Below are 18021 nucleotides of genomic sequence, written 5' to 3'. Positions count from 1 at the left end.
GAGCGATTTTTACGCGTCATTCGTCGAAGAGGCTGGCGGCAGAACGCCAGCCTCTTCATATTTGTCTATGCCGTGGCATCATCCCAAAACGACACAAACCTTGCTTCTTGCCGGCGCCATCCTTTGCTTCCTCATGGCGCTGGCGGTCCTGTTGGGGATTCTATAGGGCGCCAAAAAGGGATGCCAGGCTCATCCCGCCCACAGCGGCTACCACCAGCCAACCCGCGGCCAGCATCCAGCGCGGGTGACGGTATCCCCCCATCAGGCGCGGGCGCGTAGCCGCCACCAGGAGCACCGCCAGCCCGAACGGCAGGATCAACCCGTTTACCCAACCCGCCAGCAAAAGCAATTGCCTGGGTCTGCCAACCGCGACAAAAACGGCGGTAGCCAGCACGATGAACAGCGATATCCATAACCGCTCGTATCGCGCCAGGGCTGGGTGGAACGTCTTGAAGAACGAAACGGCTGTGTATGAAGCGCCCATCACCGAGGACAGCGCGGCGCTCCACAGCACGACGCCGAATATCCGTAGCCCCAGCGTCCCTGCGCCAAAGGCGAAGACGCTGGCGGCGGGGTTGTCCTTGTCCGGCACGACGCCCTTGAGCACGGCGCCCACGACTGCCAGGAAAAGGACGTAGCGCATCACGGTGGAGATCACGATGCCGCTGACAGCGCTCCGGTTGACCCGGTCCTGGTTGTCCCGGCCGGTGATGCCGGCGTCCAGCAGCCGGTGTGCCCCCGAAAACGTAATATAGCCGCCCACGGTGCCCCCAACGATGGTGACCACCGCGGTCGCGGAAACGGTGGCGGGTGCCACCGTGTGATATAAGGCCGCGGCCAGCGGCGGGTGGACGATGTACGCAACGAAGAGCGTGAGCCCAATCTTGAGCACGCCCAGCACCGGCGTCAGCCGGTCCAGCATGGAACCGATTTCCTGCATCCAAAACAACGCCAGCGCCAGCACGGCGGTCAACACGGCCCCCGCGCGGAACGACAGCCCGAAAAGCACGTTCATACCCAACCCGCACCCCGCCACATTTCCAATATTGAAGGCAAACCCGCCCATGACCACCAGCACGCACAACACGTACCCAAGACCGGGCGTCAGCGCGTTGGCCAGGTCCTGCGCGCGCATCCCGCTCACCGTCAGGATACGCCAGGTGTTGAGCTGCGCGCCTATGTCCAGGAGCACCGACAACAGGATGACAAACCCGAAGCTCGTCAGCAGCTGTGTCGTAAATACCGTCGTCTGGGTCAGGAACCCGGGCCCTATCGACGAATTGGCCATCAGGAACGCCGCCCCGGCAACGGCGCCAAAGCTAAACCGGGGCCCGGATGTCGATCTTTTCATGCAAGAGTGTGTCTTTTAGTTGCCGGGCCAGCGCCACCGCTGTGGCGCCGTCTCCATGAAGGCAAACCGTTTCTGCCACGAGGGGCACCTCGACGCCCGAGACGCTGGCGACGGTTCCGCGGCGGATTATGTGCAAAACCTGGTCCACCGACCGGCCGACGTCCGTGATCAGCGCCCCGGGCTGTCGCCGCGGCGTGAGGCTGCCGTCGTCCTGATAGGTCCTGTCTGCAAACACTTCGCTAGCCGTTCGTAAACCCACCCGTTGTGCGGCGGAGATCAACAGGCTCCCGCTAAGGCCGTACAACACCAGCGCCGGGTCGGCCGCCCGCACCGCGCCCGCCACAACCGCGGCCAATGAGCCGTCCCGCGCCGCCATATTATACAGTGCGCCGTGCGGCTTGACGTGCCGTACCACCGCGCCGGCGCGGGCGCACACGGCTTGTAACAGCTGGATCTGATCCAGTATCCAATCGTAGAGCAACTCCTCGGGAACCGCCATCTCCGTTCGCCCGAAGTCCTCCAGGTCGAAATAGCTGGGGTGCGCCCCGATCGCTACCCCGTGCCGGAGGGCCAGCCGCGCCGTCTCCTCCATCAGCGCCTCGTCCCCCGCATGATAGCCGCAGGCGATGTTGGCGCTGCTGATACACGGCATCAGCGCGGAGTCGTCGCCCACGCCTTCCCCCATGTCACAGTTCAGATCGATGTATGCCATACTCCTGTAGGTATTTGTTCAGTCTCAGCGCGCACGCGCCTTGTAATTGCTGAAGGGATTGATCGCGGCTCACCAGGAGGTCTTCCGCCTGGGCCACGCTTATGATCTCGAAGCCCACCTGTTCGTTAAAGCGGTACTGCGCCAGCCGCGGGACGTCCACGCCCGCCACGTGCGCCAGGCGGGGATAACCGCCGGTCGACTGGTGGTCGGCCATCAGCACGATGAGATCCCCCGAGGGCAGGAGCTGTATGGTGCCCCGCGTCACGCCGGTGGAAATCATCTGCCGGTTGGAAACGGCCTTGAGCGATGGCCCCTTCAGGCGGTAACCCATCCGGTCGCTTTGGGCGCTGATGGTAAACGGCAGACAAGTCAGCAGCTGGCGCGATGGCTCGTTGAGCCAGTCCCACTCGTGGCCCTCCACCAGGCGGATGCGGTCACCGCCGTCATAGAGCGCCTGCACGTCCGCCTGCCAGGGCAAAACGACCATATCCCGGTTGCCGGTGATGGAGGGCGAAATACCCGCGGTGTAAAAGGGGATCTCATCCTGCTTTTCCAGGATGCGCCCGTTGTACCCACCCACCCGGGCGCGGAGATTGGTGCTATAGCTGTTCAGCCAGCGGGGCGCCCGGAAACCATCGCGGACAGCCAGGTAGCAGTGCGCGCCCCGGGTGGGGCGTTTGAATTCCAGGACGCTGTTCCTGCCGATCACCACCGGCGTGTGGAGGGGTATGGGCGTCCGGTTGATCGTCGCCCCGAAATCCGCTCCTGCCAGCGCGATCAGCGCTTCTTCCTGGAACAGGAAAGATCCCGCGGGAAAATGCAGCTCCAGGACGGCCTCGGCCGGCTCGTTCCCCACGAGCATGTTCGCGACCCGGCAGGCCACCTCGTCCATGACGCCCCCGGGGTTGATCCCCAGGTGTTGATACCCCCGTCGCCCGAGGTCCTGCAGGCTGTCGGCGATGCCCTGCTTAATGACTTGTATACCCATGGTAAGCTTCCAGCGTTATGGGTACGAACCGCACCCGGTCCCCGGCCCGGAGCAAAACCGGGTCCGCGGCGGCGGGATCGAAAAGAGCGACCGGCGTGCGGCCGATGATGTTCCACCCCCCGGGTGAAGACACGGGGTAAATACCGGTTTGTATACCCGCGATGCCCACGCTTCCGGCGGGTATATGCATGACCGGCTCCCGTTTCCTGGGTGAAGTGATACGCTCGTCCACCATACCCATATAGGCAAATCCCGGGAGGAACCCGATCATATACACCTTGTATTCCAGCCGGGAGTGCAGGCTGACCAGCGTATCCGTCGAGACCGCGCGGTCCCTGCAAATCAGCGCCTGGTCGGGGCCGAACGACGGATCATAGCACACCGGTATCTCTATGGAGCGCGAAGACGGCGCGGGTATGTCGCGCAGGTCCTCCAGCAACAACCGGATTTCCCCATGGACCCAGTCATAGGCGGAAGGAGCGCCCGTCGATTTGCGCACCTGCACGGGGTCGTACACCAGCGTCAGCGTCTGGTATGCCGGGATCAGGTCCGTCACCCCCGGGATATTCGCTTCCCTCACCAGCTCCGCGATACCCTGGATCACCTCGTTGGTCTGTTCGTCGGCAGATTCACCCCATTGTACGGCCAGCGCCCTTTCCCCGACGGGGTAGATGGTGTAGCTCATTCTTAAATATATCCAATAATTGCTAGATTGCAATACCATGGAAGTGCACTACCATCCCCACATGCCAAAGGGTGAGAAGAAACCGTTCAGCGAATACCTCCTGGAATTCGTGATGATCTTTCTGGCGGTCACGCTCGGTTTTGTGGCCGAGAGCATACGGGAGTCCATCACCGACCACCATAAGGAAAGGGAGTACATGGCGTCTCTCGTCGCCGACCTCGTCGCCGACACCGCCAAGCTGTCGCTGTATGAAGACACGCTCAGCGCGGCCTACCTGGGCCTGGACACCCTGGTGACCGAGTGCTATCTCCCCAGGGCAAAAATGGAAACGGCCCGGATGTACTTCGCGTATCACCGCTATTGCCGCAACTGGTATGACCTCAAGCTCTACGACAAAACGCTGGTGCAACTCAAAAGCTCCGGCAATCTCCGGCTCGTGCCCGCTGACGTGGCCGATTCCCTGGCGGGTCTGGACGACCAGATCCAGTTCTTCAACGACCGCATGGCCTTCTTCCTGGAAGCACAGACCAAGGCGGTCGACGAAGGGCTCGCCTTTTTCGATTACGGGGAATACCGGAAAGCCAATACCATGCCGGATGGACAAATGGACCTGCACGACCTGGGCTTCCGGCGCATCAGCTATAACCCGCCCCTGCTGTCCTACGACCCGCTGGCCCTGAAGCGCTTCGCGGGCAGGATCGGCATCTTCCGCAACCTCGCGGGCATGCGGCTCGAGGGGATGGCCCAGTGCCGCGTCCTCCTCCGTCGGGACATCGGATTCCTGCGAAAGAAATATGACCTTAGCGAATGAGCACCAGCGTTCCCTTATAGAGCTGCTCGCGCCCGCCCGTAAACGTCACCAACGCCATGTAGATATAGGCGCCCGGTTCTGCGGCCGTCCCGTGGATCGTTCCGTCCCAGCCCAAAGAGGGCTCGTTGGGGAGCGCGTCCGAGGACTCGAAGACCGTAGAGCCGTAACGGCTGAAAATGGTCAGGTGCTTGACACTTTGTACGTCCTTTCCCCCCATGATAAAAAAGACGTCGTTCTTTCCGTCTCCGTTAGGGGTAAAGGCGCCGGGGATGTTCACTTCCCCGCCCGTATAGGTCTTGATGAGGGCGTACGCCGTATCGATGCAATTGTACTGGTTCCGCGCCACTACCTCGTATTGCTGGGTATAGGGGGGCGTCAGCACGGGCTCCAGGCAATCCGAACAGGAGAGGTTCCCCGCCGGCGTCCAGACGACCGCCGAGGGCGCGCCCCCGCTGGTGAGCGCGGTCAGCTGCAACAGCGAGCCGGAAGGAACGGCGGTGTCCGCCGGCACGATGGAGACGCTAAACGGCGTAAACGCAAAAGCGTTTCCGTTGTTGGTATAATCGGTTTCGGGGATGCTGTCCGTGGCGTTGACGGCGGCCCTCAGGCTGTCCGTGGAGGCAAACGAAATAACCTGGGTATATGACGCGCATGCGGACGGCGCAGGCCGGGGCGTCACGAAGGAGGGATACGTCGTACCCCCAAATGCCACCGGGATGCCCGCCCATACGCTGTCGTAGCCGTTGTTCATACAGACCGTAAAGGACACCTTCACGCTGTCCTTGCCATAGCAATCCACTCCGTCCACCCGTATCGTGAAGTCAGGCGGTAGGATGGCCACCGGCACGCTGTCCAGGACCGTACAACCGCCCTGGGTGGTGGCCTGAAGGTGGACCATGCCTTTGTTGAATACCTGTACCGACGGGCTCCGGCATGTCTGACAACTCAGGGTATAACCCGGCCCGGGGAACCACGTCACCGAATAGAATTCCTGGTCGTTGCCCGTCGTTTTTAATAAGTAGGATTGCTTACGCATGACTTCGGTGTCCGCGGGGTTTACGTACAGGGCGAACTGGAAACCCGATTCGCTGGTCGTGTTGTTGGTATAGTCCGACTCCAGGATGGGCGTATTGGGCAGCGCCAGCGGCACCGACTTGCTGCTGTCGTTCACCACCGCATACAGCTGGTTAAGCCCGGTCTGTCCAGCCGGCACGACCACGGTATAAGCCTGGTTGCAGCACTTCCCGAGGAGCGTGTCCTTCACCCGGAACGTCTGCCCCAGCACCTTCGTGGCCACGAGTGTGGGATCGCCGTTGTAAAACGTGATGGGCAATCCCTTGGGAAGGGAAGCATACCCTTCGTCACAGACCACTACCGAAACCTTCAGGCTGTCCTGGTGGTAGCACTCCACCCCGGTCAGGGTCAGCACCGCATCCGGCGTGGGGTCCATGACCGGGATCGAAAAGGCTTCCGTGGTATCCGTACAGGCGCCGTTGGTCGCCACCAACCGCATGGCGAAATTGCCCGGGTTGTTAAAGACATAGGTCAGGTTGGCCGAGGTCGACACGACCGTATCATTGAGCAGCCACTGGTATGAGGTCGCGCCCACCGACTGGTTCGTGAATTGTATACTGTCGAGGTAAATCGGGCTCTTGGAGGCGATCGTCTGCTTGTCGGCATAGTACCGCGCCATGACGCCACAGGAAACGACCACGTCGTCCACGTAGTCCGCGTAGCAGGTGGCGTCGGCATTATACGCCTTCAGCCGTACCGCATATGTGCCCGACATGGCAAAGGTGTAGCTGAAGCTGGCGCTGGTGGACACCACCGCTCCGTTCACCGACCATTCGAAGCTGACGGCGCCCGTGGACGTATTGGTGAAGTTCACCGTCATCCCGGTCGTAGGATACGACTGATCGCGGGTAAAGGACGCCAGGCTGCCCTCGCCGCAAGGCGCGGTGCACTCGTTTTGCAACAGTGAATTCCGGACCGAGGCGATCGTCGCCCGCATACGCGTCGCCTGTCCTTCGGTGAATTCGTTGATACAGGAAGCGTTCCCGTAGCTCATGAAATTGGATATGAGGTCCGGCACGTCGGTGGTAAAACCCGACAGCGTATCGGTGCTGCACGAATTGGCCGGCCGGTTACAGGCGGGCGAGCTGAATATGTCCCTTTGGGGCGGCGTGTCGCACACCATATCCCCGTCGGTGGCGCAGTTGTCGTTCTTACAGTCCATCCCCTGGAAGGTGTGGTAGAGCCCGAGATAGTGCCCCATTTCGTGGGCCAGCAGGATACCGAAACCGGTAACAACGATCCCGTCTAGCTGCCCCCCGCTCTCGGTGGGCATCGTAGCGTAACCGCCTTCGTTCAGCCGGGTCCAGTTCCCACACTGGAACAACGCCATGTCTTCCTTTTTGATCGAGGACACGACCCATATATTGACATAGCGCGTAGGGTCCCAGTCCACCAGGCTTTTCAACCGGTCGTCTTCCATGTCCGCCTCCAGGTTCGTACCAAGGTAGGAAGTCGTACGGGTGATCCCTGTCGTATTTCCACCCAGGGGATCCTTTTGCGCCAGGCAAAACTGGATATTGGTGTTGGCGCCCGGCCCGGAAGCATACGGACCCTTATGCGCAAAGGCGTTGTTGAGGTCCACGACCGCCGCCTGTACTTGTGCGTCGGTCATCGAAGCCGGGCTGGTTCCAACGATGTGGAACACCACGGGGAGCGTATAAACGGTGGGTATCTCGTTACTTTCGAGGTGCGTCGCCTGCAGTATCCTGGCGTTTACCTGCTCCTCCCGGTCGCGGTACGCCGCGTCCAGCAGCGCACTGCGCCTCCTTTGTTCCGTACCGCACGCCTGCGCGAAATAGGAAGCATCCACGGGATGCATATAGGATGGTGCCTTTCCCGGGCTCGAGGCCGCTTGCGCCGGATATGCCGCTTGCGCCGGGTATGGCCACGTTTGCCCCCGGGCCTGGCCAAAAATGAGGAGACAGCAAGGCAGGATTATACGGAGTATATTGGATTTCATTGGGTAACAGGTATCCCAAATATAATCAAAAAATATACCATAACAAGCCCTTTGACCCCGGAAAGTAGCACTATTACAACCGCATCCCCTATTCGCCGCCCACTTCCGGTCCCCCCGCCGCCAGCTCGCTCCCCGCCTTTTTGGACTTGAACAACGGCCACAGGAACTGCACATACCACTCCTCCTCCTGGTAGTGCTTGATGCCAAAACTCTGCGGATACCGCCGGGTGATGATCCCCGTCCCGAAAATGACGTCCCAGATAAAAAACATATTCCCGAAGTTCCCCTTGTAGTGGCCGACCCCGTCCCCGGTGGTATCCGCGTGGTGCGCCTGGTGCGTCGCCGGGGTGGATATCAGCCGCTCGAGCACCCAGGCGACCGGGCGGAGCGCCTTGTAGCGGTAGAACGGCTTGTCCCACGGCAGGCTGGAATGCGCCGATAGGGTGATCAGCGATTTTATCCCGCCGACGAACAAAGCGGGGTACCCCAGACCCAGGTAAACCAGCGCCGCCGTCAGGTAGGTCTGGGAAAAAAAGATCGTGTAGATCACGTTTTGCCGGCTGGCCATGGCCATTCCCATATAGGGCGCCGAGTGGTGCGTCCGGTGAAACCGCCACAGAAAAGGCACCTGGTGGTGCAGGCGGTGGTACCAATATTGCGTCAGGTCGTCGGCGACGGCGATGATCAGGAAGCCCCACCAAAAGGGGACCCAGGCAAAGACGCCTTTCAATCCGGGCAACACAAGGGGCAACAACCACAAAGTCGTCAGCGTGAGCAACGGCCGTATCACCACCTTGGGCGCGACAAAGCACACGATATCCAGGAACCGCTCGTTCCGCGTCCATTTGCGCTCGTAGAGCCCAAAGGCAAATTCGAAAATGCCCAGCACGACCATGATCGCGGGCAGCCCCCAGGTGGCCAGGTTTTTAAAGACCGCTTCGACAAACGCGGGCGCCTGGAAGGATAGCGCATAGTCGTGCGGGTGCAGCCAGGGCCGCTGCCCGGTCAACCTGAAGGTCAGGAACATCAGCGCCAGCGGCGCCAGGTAGAGGACGCCACTGAGGAGGGCGTCCCGGAAAATACGTTTCATATATCAGGTGTTTATAGCAAGTGACGAATCAGCCAAAGCCCTCCGAAAAAAAGCAGGAAGGGGATCACGGCGACAAGGATGCCCACCGCGATCTTCTTGACGAGCAGCACGGAATCATGGATGATCATAGACCGGTGTTTTGTGGAACCGTCTTTTGAAGACGTCTTCCCAGTCGATAAAAGGATAAATATGGTACCGATCGGCGTCGGTCTCGAATTGGGCCTTCAGCTCCGCGAGCTTTTCAGGATATTTGTCCGCGACGTTCACCTGCTCGTTGAAGTCCTCGTCGAGGTTATAGAGCTCCCATACGTCCTTGTCCCAGTCGCGGACGACGGTTGTGTCCGCCCCGCCGGGCCGTGTCAGGTCGAAGATGTCGGGATGGTGGTAGGTCTCCGCCTTCCAGCCGTCCTTGTAGACCGACCGGGCGCCGAAGATGTAATAGTATTGTTCACGGTGTCGTGACGGAACCGTCCTGTCGGTAAAGGAATAGACCAGGGACGTCCCCTGCAGGGTATCCTGGGCGACGCCGCGTATCGTCGACGGGGCCCGTATGCCGAGGAATTCCAGCGTCGTCGGCAGGAGGTCGTTCACGTGCCCGTATTGCGTGCGGATACTGCCCGCGTCCTTGATCCCTTTCGGATAGTAAACGATCAGCGGGTTGCGCGTCCCGCCCTCCGCGTTGGCATCCTGCTTCCAGTACTTGAAGGGTGTATTGCACGCCTGGGCCCAGCCCAGCGGATAATTGGTCTCGTGTCCCGCGGGCGTACCGATCTCGCCGATGCTGTCCAGGTTGCGGCGCACCGCTTCCTCTTCGGACAGGTTGCGCGTAAACAGCCGTCCGTTGATGGTTCCCGCCAGGCTTCCTTCCTTGCTCGCGCCGTTGTCCCCGATGATTACGAAGATGAGCGTATTGTCCAGCAACCCGCTGGCGCGAAGGTAATCGACGAGCCGGCCCACCTGGTGGTCCGCATACGTCAGGTACCCCGCATACACTTCCATAAACCGGGCGTATACCTTTTTCTGGGCCGGAGCCAGGCTGTTCCAGGCCCTGATGTTGGGGTTGCGGGCGGGAAGCGTGGCGTCGGCCGGAATGATACCGAGTTTTTTCTGGCGTTCGAAGACCCTTTCCCGGAAGACGTCCCAGCCTTCGTCGAAATGGCCCTTGTACGCATCGCTCCACTCGTGGGATACCTGGTGCGGCGCGTGGGTCGCGGCCGGCGCATAGTACAGGAAAAACGGCTTGGTAGGCGCCGCCTTGTGCTGCGCCGCAATATAGGCGATGGCCTTGTCCGTTATCTGCTCGTTCAGGTTCCGGCCGTCCGGCGTCACGTGTGTGTTGTCCTCGACGAGATCCGGGTGGTATTGATCGGTTTGAGAGCCCAGGAAACCAAAGAACCGCTCAAAACCCTTGCCGCTGGGCCACCGGTCGAACGGACCGGCGTCGCTGGCGTCCTCGTCCGGGGTGAGCCCGTACTTGCCGACGGCGAAAGTGTTGTAACCGTTGTCCCGGAGGATCTCCGCGATCGTCCCGTCCCGGGAGGGTATCCGGCCGTCGTACCCGGGAAAACCCGCCGACAGGCTGATGTGGGAAAAGCCGCCCTCATGGACGAAGTGATGGTTCCGGCCCGTGAGCAGGGCGGAACGCGTGGGCGCGCAGATACCGCAGGTGTGGAAGTTGGTATACCGCAACCCGCCCGCGGCCAGCGAATCGAACGTGGGTGTGCGGATGACCCCGCCATAGGCGCTGGTAGCGCCGAACCCCACGTCGTCGAGGAGTATCCAGACCACATTGGGCGCGCCCGCTGGCGCCTTGACCGGCTGCTGCCAGTATTCCGTCGATTCGGCCAGGGTCCGGCCGACTTTCTGTGCAAACGCCAATGCGGGCATCAGCATGATTATGGCGAACGTCGCCACCAACTTCCACGTGCGGCTAAAATTGCTTTGTGTCATATTACCATCCTGGGTTTTGGGTCAGTTGAGAATTGAGTTGTATTTCCGTAAGGGGAATAGGGAACAAGGTGTCTTTCAAAGCCGCCCCGCCGCCGTTTGCCACACGCTTGGCCGCGATGGCGTTCAGCGCGTCGTATAGCGCGGTGCCGCCCTGGTGCACCAGGTCGAACCAGCGCTGTCCCTCCTGGATGAATTCGCGGCGTCTTTCCAGAAAGACCGAGTCCCGGAAATCGCCCTGGGACAAACCGACCGGAAGGTCGCCGATACCTGCCCGCTCCCGCACCTGGTTGATGGCGATATAGGCCGGCGCCGAGGGACCGTTGAGCTCGTTGAGCACTTCCGACTCCAATAACAAGACCTCCGCGTACCGGAGTACCGGGTAGTTCACCCCGCTCTTGGACTGGTTGCTCAGGGGCGACAGCGAATAGTCCACGAACTTGTTGAGGTAGGGCGTGTAGGCGTTCTTGTAGACCACCGTCTGACCGGTGGCGGCGTTGTACTGGGTGTTGTAGAACGTGACCGCCCCGCGGGTGTCCGTCCCTGAAAACAATTGGGAAACGCTGCTGTCCGCCGGCACGTCGATCGGCCAGACCGAAGGGTTGAAGGAGCTAAAGCTTTCGCTCAGGAACTGGGTGCTGTTCACCGCCCCGAGGTTGCTTTCGAACTGTACCGAAAAGATATGCTCGATGCCATTCTTGGTCGGTCGTTGGAACACGTCCCGGAAATGAGGGAAAAGCCCATATGCTCCGCTGGAGATGACCGTCTGTAGTTCGGCCTGGGCGTCTGTCCAATCCCTCCGGGCCACATACACCTTGGCCAGCAGCGTGTGGGCCGCCCCGCTGGTTACCCGGCCGATATTCGCCCCGCTGTAGGTCGCGGGTAAGCGGGTTGCGTCCCCGAGATCGCTGATGATCTGCGCATAGACGCCGTCCGCGGAAGTGCGTCCGATCTTGAGCGCGTTCACGTCCACGGTGGTTGGATCGTGGAGCACCAGGGGCACCGCCCCGAACAACCGGACGAGGTTGAAGTACAACAGCGCCCTGATAAACTTCGCCTCCCGTACCAGGCGGGTCTGCAGCGTGGTGTCCGCAAACTGCGCCGCCGGGATCAGCGGAATATTGTCGATGGCGACATTGGCCCGGCTGATGCCAAAGTAGTGTTGCTGCCAGAGCTTATGGAGCCGGTCGTTGGACGAGACATAGGTGACCGTGCCCAGGGCGCGCACGTCCGGGTTGGTGTTGGACGGACTGTAGACCTGGTTGTCGCTGGCGTTTTCCACCAACAGGTTGAGGTTCCGTCCATAGATCGGGAAGTCCCCCGCCGGATCGCTGTTCAGGCTGCTGTAGGCCGCGGTAACGGCGGCTACGGCATCCGCGGATGTCTTGTAGAACTGGCTGCTCACCACGACCGAGCCCGGGCTTTCGGTGAGCTTGTTGCAGGCGAGGGCCAGCAGGCCGGCCGCCACCGCCATCATCATCGCCCAGCGGGTCGCGATACCTGTAAAATATTTTTTTCTCATTGCTCTTTGCTTAAAAAGTGACGTTCAAACCGGCCAGGAAGGTCCTCACCGGCGGATAGATCCCATAATCCACCCCTGCCTTGGTATTGTCCCCGTCGTAAAAGTTCGCCTCCGGATCATACCCGCTGTACTTCGTAACCGTAAAAAGGTTTTGGGCGGATACGTACAATCGCAGGTTTTTGGCGTGCAGACGCGACACCAACCCGGAAGCGAATGTGTATCCCAGGGATAGGTTCTTCAACTTCACGTAGGAACCGTTTTCGATATACCGGTCGGTCACCTGGGGGACCGGAGAATCCGTGGCCCTGGCTACCGTCCCGTTGGGATTGGTGGAGCTCCAGCGGTTCAGCAGGGTCGCCGATACATTTTGGGACAACGTAGGCCGCTCCAGGGTTTGCTGCAACAAATTGAATATTTTGCTGCCGTACGATCCCTGGAAAAGGAACGACAGGTCGAAGCCCTTATACGTAACCGTATTGGAAAAGCCGTAGGTAGCCTTTGGCAGCGCGCTGCCGAGATAGTGCTTGTCCGCGGTCGTTATCTTTCCATCCCCGTTCCAGTCGACGTATTTGGTGTCGCCCTGCTGCTGCGGTACGCCGGCCAGCGTCGGCGTCCCCTTCGACAGGTCGGCTGACGTCAATAAACCGCGCGTCTTGTAGCCCCAGAAGGCGCCCACGGGCAGTCCTACCGCTACGATCACCGGGGATACCTGGCCCGTGGGCGCCAACGGGAAGTAGCTCGCCGTGCCCTGGCCAAGGCTCAGGATCTTGTTCCGGTTGGCCGCAAAGGTGAGGTTGGACGTCCAGGAGAAAGCCCGGCCCCTGATGTTGTCGGTACGCAGGGAGAGCTCCACGCCGGTATTCCTTACGCTACCTACGTTCTCAAGCTCGCTGGCGTAACCGGTATACAAGGGCAACGGCACGTTCAACAACAGGTCGGTGGTTTTTTTGGTATAGACGTCCGCCACCAGGTTCACGCGGCTGTTGAAAAAACCTATATCCACCCCCACGTCATACTGCGTAGTGGTTTCCCATTTCAGGTTGGGGTTGGCCAGCTGCATCGGCGCGGTGCCGGTGACGAGGGTGCTGTTGAAGTAGTAGTTGCTCGCGCCCAGCGCTGGCAGCGAAGAATACGGCGGCACCGCCGAGTTCCCCGTCTGGCCGCCGGTCAGCCGGACCTTCAGGCTGCTCACGGTATTTTTGAGCGGGCTCCAAAAACGCTCGTCTCCCGCATTCCACGATAACCCGAGGGACGGAAAGAATCCCCATTTGTGGTTGGCTCCCAGCACCGAGGCGCCGTCCGCCCTGCCCGAGACCGTGACGTTATAGACGTGCCGGTAGGAATAGTTGACCCGGCCGAGCCAGGAGTTCAATACGGACGTGTGCGCCCCGGAGGTCCCCAGTACGGGGGTTCCCGCGTAACCCAGGTTGTTATACCCCGTGAGGTCGTTGGGGAATTTCTGCGCGTTGGTCACTGCTTCCTCGTCCTTTTCCGACTGGGTCGTATAACCCGCCAGCGCCGTCAGGAAATGCGCGTCGTTGAATGAGTGGTCGTAGGTGAGGGTGTTCTCGTTCACCCAGGTGGTAGATGTCACCGAGCCGATCGATGCGGTCCCACCGGACGCATAGCCGGACGAGGTATAGCTGGGCGCATAATAATTCTGCTTGGTGTACAGCAGGTCCGCGCCGACCGTTTCCTTCAGCGTCAGATCCTTGAGCAGCTTGTACTCGGCGGAAAAGTTTCCCAGGGTACGGACGATATTGCTTTGGTTGGTGGTGGCTTTGATGTCCTGCAACGGATTGGTGGGCGTAGTCAGATAGGGGCTACTGGTGTAATAGGACCCGTCGGGATTATATATAGGCACGATGGGCGAGGTCGTCAGCAACGTCGAATAGGCATTGCTGAAATTGATGCTGCCATACGCGCTACCCTGCGCCTCGTTTTCCCGGGACGAGCTCCCGAAGGCGTTGACGGTTATCTTCAACCGGTCGGACACGTTGCGCTCGTAGTTGATCCTGCCGGCATAACGCCTGAACCCGGAATTTACGAGCACCCCGTCCTGGCCGAAATAGTTACCGGAGATCAGGTAGCGTGACTTTTCGTCCCCGCCCGACACCGACACCTCGTGGTTTTGTTCGAGGGCTTTCCGGAGCGCGGCGCTTTGCCAGTCGAAACCCCGGCCGGCGTCGGCTATCTGCGCGTCCGTGTAGGTTTTGGCTACGCCGTCGCTCACGTTTACGTCGTTGATCAGTGCCGCCCATTGGGACGCATCCATCAACGACAATTTTTTCGATACCGACTGGTACCCCACGTAGGTGCTATAGTTGACCTCGTTGGTCCCCTTTTTGCCGCGACGCGTCGTGATGATGACCACGCCGTTGGCGCCGCGCGACCCATAGATCGCCGTCGCCGAGGCATCCTTGAGCACCTCGATCGTTTCGATGTCGCTCGGGTTGATGGTGGACAGTGCGTTCACGGCCGCCCCGCTTGTCGCCCCCGAATTCACATAGTCGTTGTTGTTATAGACGATAAAGCCATCGATCACGTACAACGGCGCGTTCCCGAAAGTGATCGAGTTCCCGCCGCGCACACGGATGGTAGCTGTACTTCCGGGCTGCGCCGAGCTCTGCGTCACCGAAACCCCCGAAACGCCCCCCTGGAGCAGGTTGTCAAAAGAAGCCGAGGGCTGCGTAAGCAGGTTTTTGGAAACCGTCGCCACCGAACCGGTCAGGTCGCTCTTGCGTTGTGTGCCGTAGCCCACGATCAGCAGATCGCCCAACGCCTTGTTGGCTTCTTCCAGCTGGACGTCCACGTGACCATAGCTGTTGATCTGGATTTCCTTGCGTTTGTACCCGGTAAACGTGACCTCGTAGGTCACCGGGACCCGCTGTCCCGTCAGGAAGGTAAATTCTCCGTTGTTGTCCGCCACCACCTGGTGTGTCGTCCCCAGGATGTGCACGACCGCACCGGGCAACGGATCCTTTGTCCGTTCGTCGATCACCCGGCCGACGAGTACGACGTTGTTGTTTTGCGCGGTGGCCGCCTTCTGCGCCGTAGCCGCGTATGGTGCCGTGGCCGCGCTCCAAAATAGCGCCGCCCCCAGCACTTTTACCAGGTGTTTTTGATACCTTTGAAAATGCATGTGAATGATTGTTTATCATTTGCGTATCAGGACAAACATCAGTAAGTGATTGGCGTTACTGGGCTGATGGATGTCCCTTCCCGGTAGGATTCGCTCTTACCGGGCTTTTTTTTACCACGCGCGGCGTCGCCGCCTTACGCGCAACCGCTCTGCGCGGTCTTTTGTTTGGGGGGGGAACGTTGTCGGCGTCAGCGACAACAACAGCGAAGGGAATGAAATCTCATAACAGTAATTTATCGATACACAAAGTAAATCAAAACTTATTAGTCTACCAAATTAGTAGAATATAAATATCAAAAAAACCCGGCGGGAAGCCGGGTCTATGTCAAGAACGATCGTTCGCGACTCGTTGAGCGACGTCCGCCGCGCGGCCTACTCATGCAGGACCAGCACCGCCTTGATCGCGCGGCTCATCACACGGTTCACCGTGGAGCGCGTGAAGATGCGGTAAATGATGTTCTGGTGGTGGCGCACGACGCACAGGATGTCAGTTTCGCTGCTTTCCACGAAGTTCAATATGCCGGTCAACGGATCGGTATCCGTCAGGTAGTTGAATTGCAGCTCGGCGCCGGTGACGACTTTCCTGATCTCGGCTTCGCCAGCGGACAAGACGGCCGGGTCGGACTTCTCCACGACATTCAGCACCTGCAGTTTCTGCGTGCCAAACGCCTTTATCAGCTCGTTGAGGGCCTCTACATCATCCGGGGACAATTTGGAGTCGTAGTCCGACGCCAGGGTGATTACGGGGTTGGTGGAGAAGGCGCTTTCCTGGGGGACGATCAAAACGGGTGTCGTGGTTTTGATCACCACCGAGGAGGTGGTGCTGCCAAACAAACCGGAGATACCCGTAGAACCGGCAGCGCCCATGACGATGATGGCTACCGGGTGCTCGGCGGCGTATTTTACGATCGATCCGCTGACCGACCCGACGTCCACCCGTGTGGTCACCTGTATGCCGGCAAAGGCGTCCCTTTCGGTGAACTTAGCCGCCCAGGCTTCCAGGGCCTCGCGTTTGCTGTTCTGGTAATCCTCTATGTATAAAGCGTTGTACGTATTGTTATTCACCCCTTCCAACGAGCCGACGGCGTGCGGGATGCAGACTTCCTGGTGAAGCACTTTGGCCAGTTGCAGGGCGTATTCCACGGCGTTGGCCGCGCCGTTGGAAAAATCGGTGGCGATCAGGATTTGCTTGTTCATGATTCAAGAAGTTAAACAAATAAATGGAAAAGGAAAAACAGACCCAGCGAAAGTATGATCGACACCGGTAACGTAAGCACCCAGGCGAGGGCTATGTTACGGAGCGTCCCGCTGTTCAGGTTGCTTGTACCCCCCGAAGCGACCATGGCCCCGGCGATACCGCTCGACAATACGTGCGTCGTGCTCACCGGCAGACCGGAGGCGGTGGCCAGACCGATCATGCTGGCGGCGGTGATTTCCGCCGTGGCGCCCTGCGCGTAGTTGAGGTGTTCTTTCCCGATTTTCTCACCGATCGTCGTCACGATCCGTTTCCACCCGATCATGGTCCCTATCCCCAGTGAAATGGAGATCGTGGCGATCACCCAGATGGGGGCGTAATCCGTTAGTTTACCCAGGGAGGAAGACGCCTTCTTCAGGGTGGCCTTGTCGGCGTCCGGAATCTGGACCTTGCCGTTGGCAGCCAGTGCGCTGAGGGCTTTGGCCGCCGCCTGTATTTTCTTCCGGTATTCGTACACCAGCTTGTGATCGACCGATCCGTGAGGATAGGACTTTGCCGCGCCGTATACCCCCGCGCTGGCATCGGCGATGCTGTTGCTCAGCGAATCCAGGGTGGGTTTGGCGTCCGGGTTGGCGGCAATGGCGCGCTGGATCACCTGCTGGGTCGGCGCCAGGAAGGAAGCTACCTTGTCGGTGGGAACCGAAGGATCGAGGGCGAACTTCGCGGGCAGGAACGCGATCAGTATCAGCATCAGCAACCCAACCCCTTTCTGGCCGTCATTGCTCCCGTGGAAAAAGCTCACGAGCGTACACGTCGTGATCAGCAGGAGCCGGATCAGGATCGGTGGCCGGTCGTTTTCGCCCTGCGGGATGTGGAACAAGGACTTCGCCTTGACCACGTGTCTCAGGAACAACATCAGTCCGACGGCTACGCCAAAACCGAGTGCCGGCGACAAGATCAGCGAAAGACCGATCTCACCGGCCTTGCCCCAGTTCACCCCCGCGCCATGGTAGTAAAAGGTAAAGCCAAGACCGGCGCCGATCATCGCCCCGATCAGGGTGTGGGAGGAGGAGCAGGGAATCCCCAGGTACCAGGTACCCAGGTTCCAGATAATGGACGCCAGCAGCACCGACAGTACCATGGCGGCACCGACCGACACCGGCAGGGCCATCAGGTCGTTCAGGGGGACCAGCTTGAGGATGCCCATCGCGACGGCCACGCCGCCGGTAAATACCCCCATGAAGTTACAGAAGCCCGACCAGGGAACGGCGACCATGGGCTTCAACGCCTTGGTATAGATGACCGTCGCTACGGCGTTGGCCGTATCGTGAAATCCGTTTACAAATTCAAACCCGACTACACACAGGAGGCATAAGAAGAAGATAAGCAAAACGGAGCCTTGTAGATCGACCTCTCCTATAAATGGGAGATTGATCATGCTGAGTAGACATGACATATGTTGGAAAAGGTTTTAGGGAGGGCACTACAAATGACTACATTCTGCGTCCCCCTCCCGCCGGGCCTGTTAATGCGTACAGTGTGCA

Annotated in this window: 12 protein-coding genes; 1 reads left to right on the top strand and 11 read right to left on the bottom strand. The window is 59.9% G+C overall.

The genetic code is table 11. From position 1 onward, the window contains the following. Positions 1–160: 160 nt before the first annotated feature. The 4 genes from VL547_RS12245 to pxpB are packed head-to-tail and all read right to left on the bottom strand — an operon-like array spanning position 161 to position 3736. Positions 161–1351 (bottom strand): NRAMP family divalent metal transporter, encoded by a 1191-nt coding sequence (locus VL547_RS12245; protein ID WP_325578106.1) that lies wholly within the window; start codon positions 1349–1351, stop codon positions 161–163. Further along, entirely contained in the window at positions 1320–2063 is a 744-nt protein-coding gene (locus VL547_RS12240; protein ID WP_325578104.1) for a 5-oxoprolinase subunit PxpA, read from the bottom strand. The genes VL547_RS12245 and VL547_RS12240 overlap by 32 nt, the downstream gene beginning before the upstream one ends. Further along, complete coding sequence (locus VL547_RS12235; protein WP_325578102.1) at positions 2038–3051, bottom strand: biotin-dependent carboxyltransferase family protein; 1014 nt, start codon at positions 3049–3051, stop codon at positions 2038–2040. Before VL547_RS12235 ends, VL547_RS12240 begins: the two co-directional genes overlap by 26 nt. Beyond that, a complete protein-coding gene (gene pxpB / locus VL547_RS12230) occupies positions 3032–3736 on the bottom strand; it encodes a 5-oxoprolinase subunit PxpB (RefSeq protein ID WP_325578100.1) in 705 nt (234 codons plus the stop codon). Before pxpB ends, VL547_RS12235 begins: the two co-directional genes overlap by 20 nt. A 37-nt stretch (positions 3737–3773) precedes the next feature. Here pxpB and VL547_RS12225 point away from each other — a divergent pair, with 37 nt between their 5' ends. Next, positions 3774–4547 carry a hypothetical protein gene (locus tag VL547_RS12225; RefSeq protein ID WP_325578098.1) on the top strand — a complete coding sequence of 258 codons (774 nt, stop codon included), beginning with the start codon at positions 3774–3776 and terminating at the stop codon, positions 4545–4547. Here VL547_RS12225 and VL547_RS12220 read toward each other — a convergent pair. From VL547_RS12220 to VL547_RS12190, 7 genes are all read right to left on the bottom strand, one after another. Continuing rightward, entirely contained in the window at positions 4537–7431 is a 2895-nt protein-coding gene (locus VL547_RS12220) for a M43 family zinc metalloprotease (protein WP_325578095.1), read from the bottom strand. The genes VL547_RS12225 and VL547_RS12220 overlap by 11 nt on opposite strands. Positions 7432–7669: 238 nt before the next feature. Beyond that, positions 7670–8671, bottom strand: coding sequence for a sterol desaturase family protein (locus VL547_RS12215; protein ID WP_325578092.1), 1002 nt, complete (start codon positions 8669–8671; stop codon positions 7670–7672). 114 nt (positions 8672–8785) lie between these two features. Then, the gene (locus VL547_RS12210; protein ID WP_325578090.1) at positions 8786–10621 is read right to left on the bottom strand and encodes an arylsulfatase; all 1836 of its coding nucleotides are present in this window, start codon (positions 10619–10621) and stop codon (positions 8786–8788) included. Position 10622: 1 nt separating this feature from the next. Next, positions 10623–12140, bottom strand: coding sequence for a RagB/SusD family nutrient uptake outer membrane protein (locus tag VL547_RS12205; protein ID WP_325578088.1), 1518 nt, complete (start codon positions 12138–12140; stop codon positions 10623–10625). A gap of 10 nt (positions 12141–12150) precedes the next feature. Further along, complete coding sequence (locus VL547_RS12200; RefSeq protein WP_325578086.1) at positions 12151–15282, bottom strand: TonB-dependent receptor; 3132 nt, start codon at positions 15280–15282, stop codon at positions 12151–12153. 372 nt (positions 15283–15654) lie between these two features. After that, positions 15655–16479: a universal stress protein gene (locus tag VL547_RS12195; RefSeq protein WP_325578084.1), complete on the bottom strand. Its 825-nt coding sequence runs from the start codon at positions 16477–16479 to the stop codon at positions 15655–15657. An 11-nt stretch (positions 16480–16490) separates the two neighbouring features. Then, the gene (locus tag VL547_RS12190; protein WP_325578083.1) at positions 16491–17933 is read right to left on the bottom strand and encodes an inorganic phosphate transporter; all 1443 of its coding nucleotides are present in this window, start codon (positions 17931–17933) and stop codon (positions 16491–16493) included. Between the last annotated feature and the right edge of the window lie 88 nt (positions 17934–18021).

The organism is Dinghuibacter sp. (assembly GCF_035492835.1).
In the GTDB taxonomy this organism is placed as follows: domain Bacteria; phylum Bacteroidota; class Bacteroidia; order Chitinophagales; family Chitinophagaceae; genus Dinghuibacter.
This window is presented reverse-complemented; position numbering and strand designations above follow the sequence as displayed.

Coding starts and splice junctions, on each gene's coding strand:
- pxpB (WP_325578100.1), bottom strand. CDS start 3,736: ATGAGCTACACCATCTACCCCGTCGGGGAAAGGGCGCTGGCCGTACAA.
- VL547_RS12195 (WP_325578084.1), bottom strand. CDS start 16,479: ATGAACAAGCAAATCCTGATCGCCACCGATTTTTCCAACGGCGCGGCC.
- VL547_RS12240 (WP_325578104.1), bottom strand. CDS start 2,063: ATGGCATACATCGATCTGAACTGTGACATGGGGGAAGGCGTGGGCGAC.
- VL547_RS12205 (WP_325578088.1), bottom strand. CDS start 12,140: ATGAGAAAAAAATATTTTACAGGTATCGCGACCCGCTGGGCGATGATG.
- VL547_RS12200 (WP_325578086.1), bottom strand. CDS start 15,282: ATGCATTTTCAAAGGTATCAAAAACACCTGGTAAAAGTGCTGGGGGCG.
- VL547_RS12225 (WP_325578098.1), top strand. CDS start 3,774: ATGGAAGTGCACTACCATCCCCACATGCCAAAGGGTGAGAAGAAACCG.
- VL547_RS12190 (WP_325578083.1), bottom strand. CDS start 17,933: ATGTCATGTCTACTCAGCATGATCAATCTCCCATTTATAGGAGAGGTC.
- VL547_RS12245 (WP_325578106.1), bottom strand. CDS start 1,351: ATGAAAAGATCGACATCCGGGCCCCGGTTTAGCTTTGGCGCCGTTGCC.
- VL547_RS12215 (WP_325578092.1), bottom strand. CDS start 8,671: ATGAAACGTATTTTCCGGGACGCCCTCCTCAGTGGCGTCCTCTACCTG.
- VL547_RS12235 (WP_325578102.1), bottom strand. CDS start 3,051: ATGGGTATACAAGTCATTAAGCAGGGCATCGCCGACAGCCTGCAGGAC.
- VL547_RS12210 (WP_325578090.1), bottom strand. CDS start 10,621: ATGACACAAAGCAATTTTAGCCGCACGTGGAAGTTGGTGGCGACGTTC.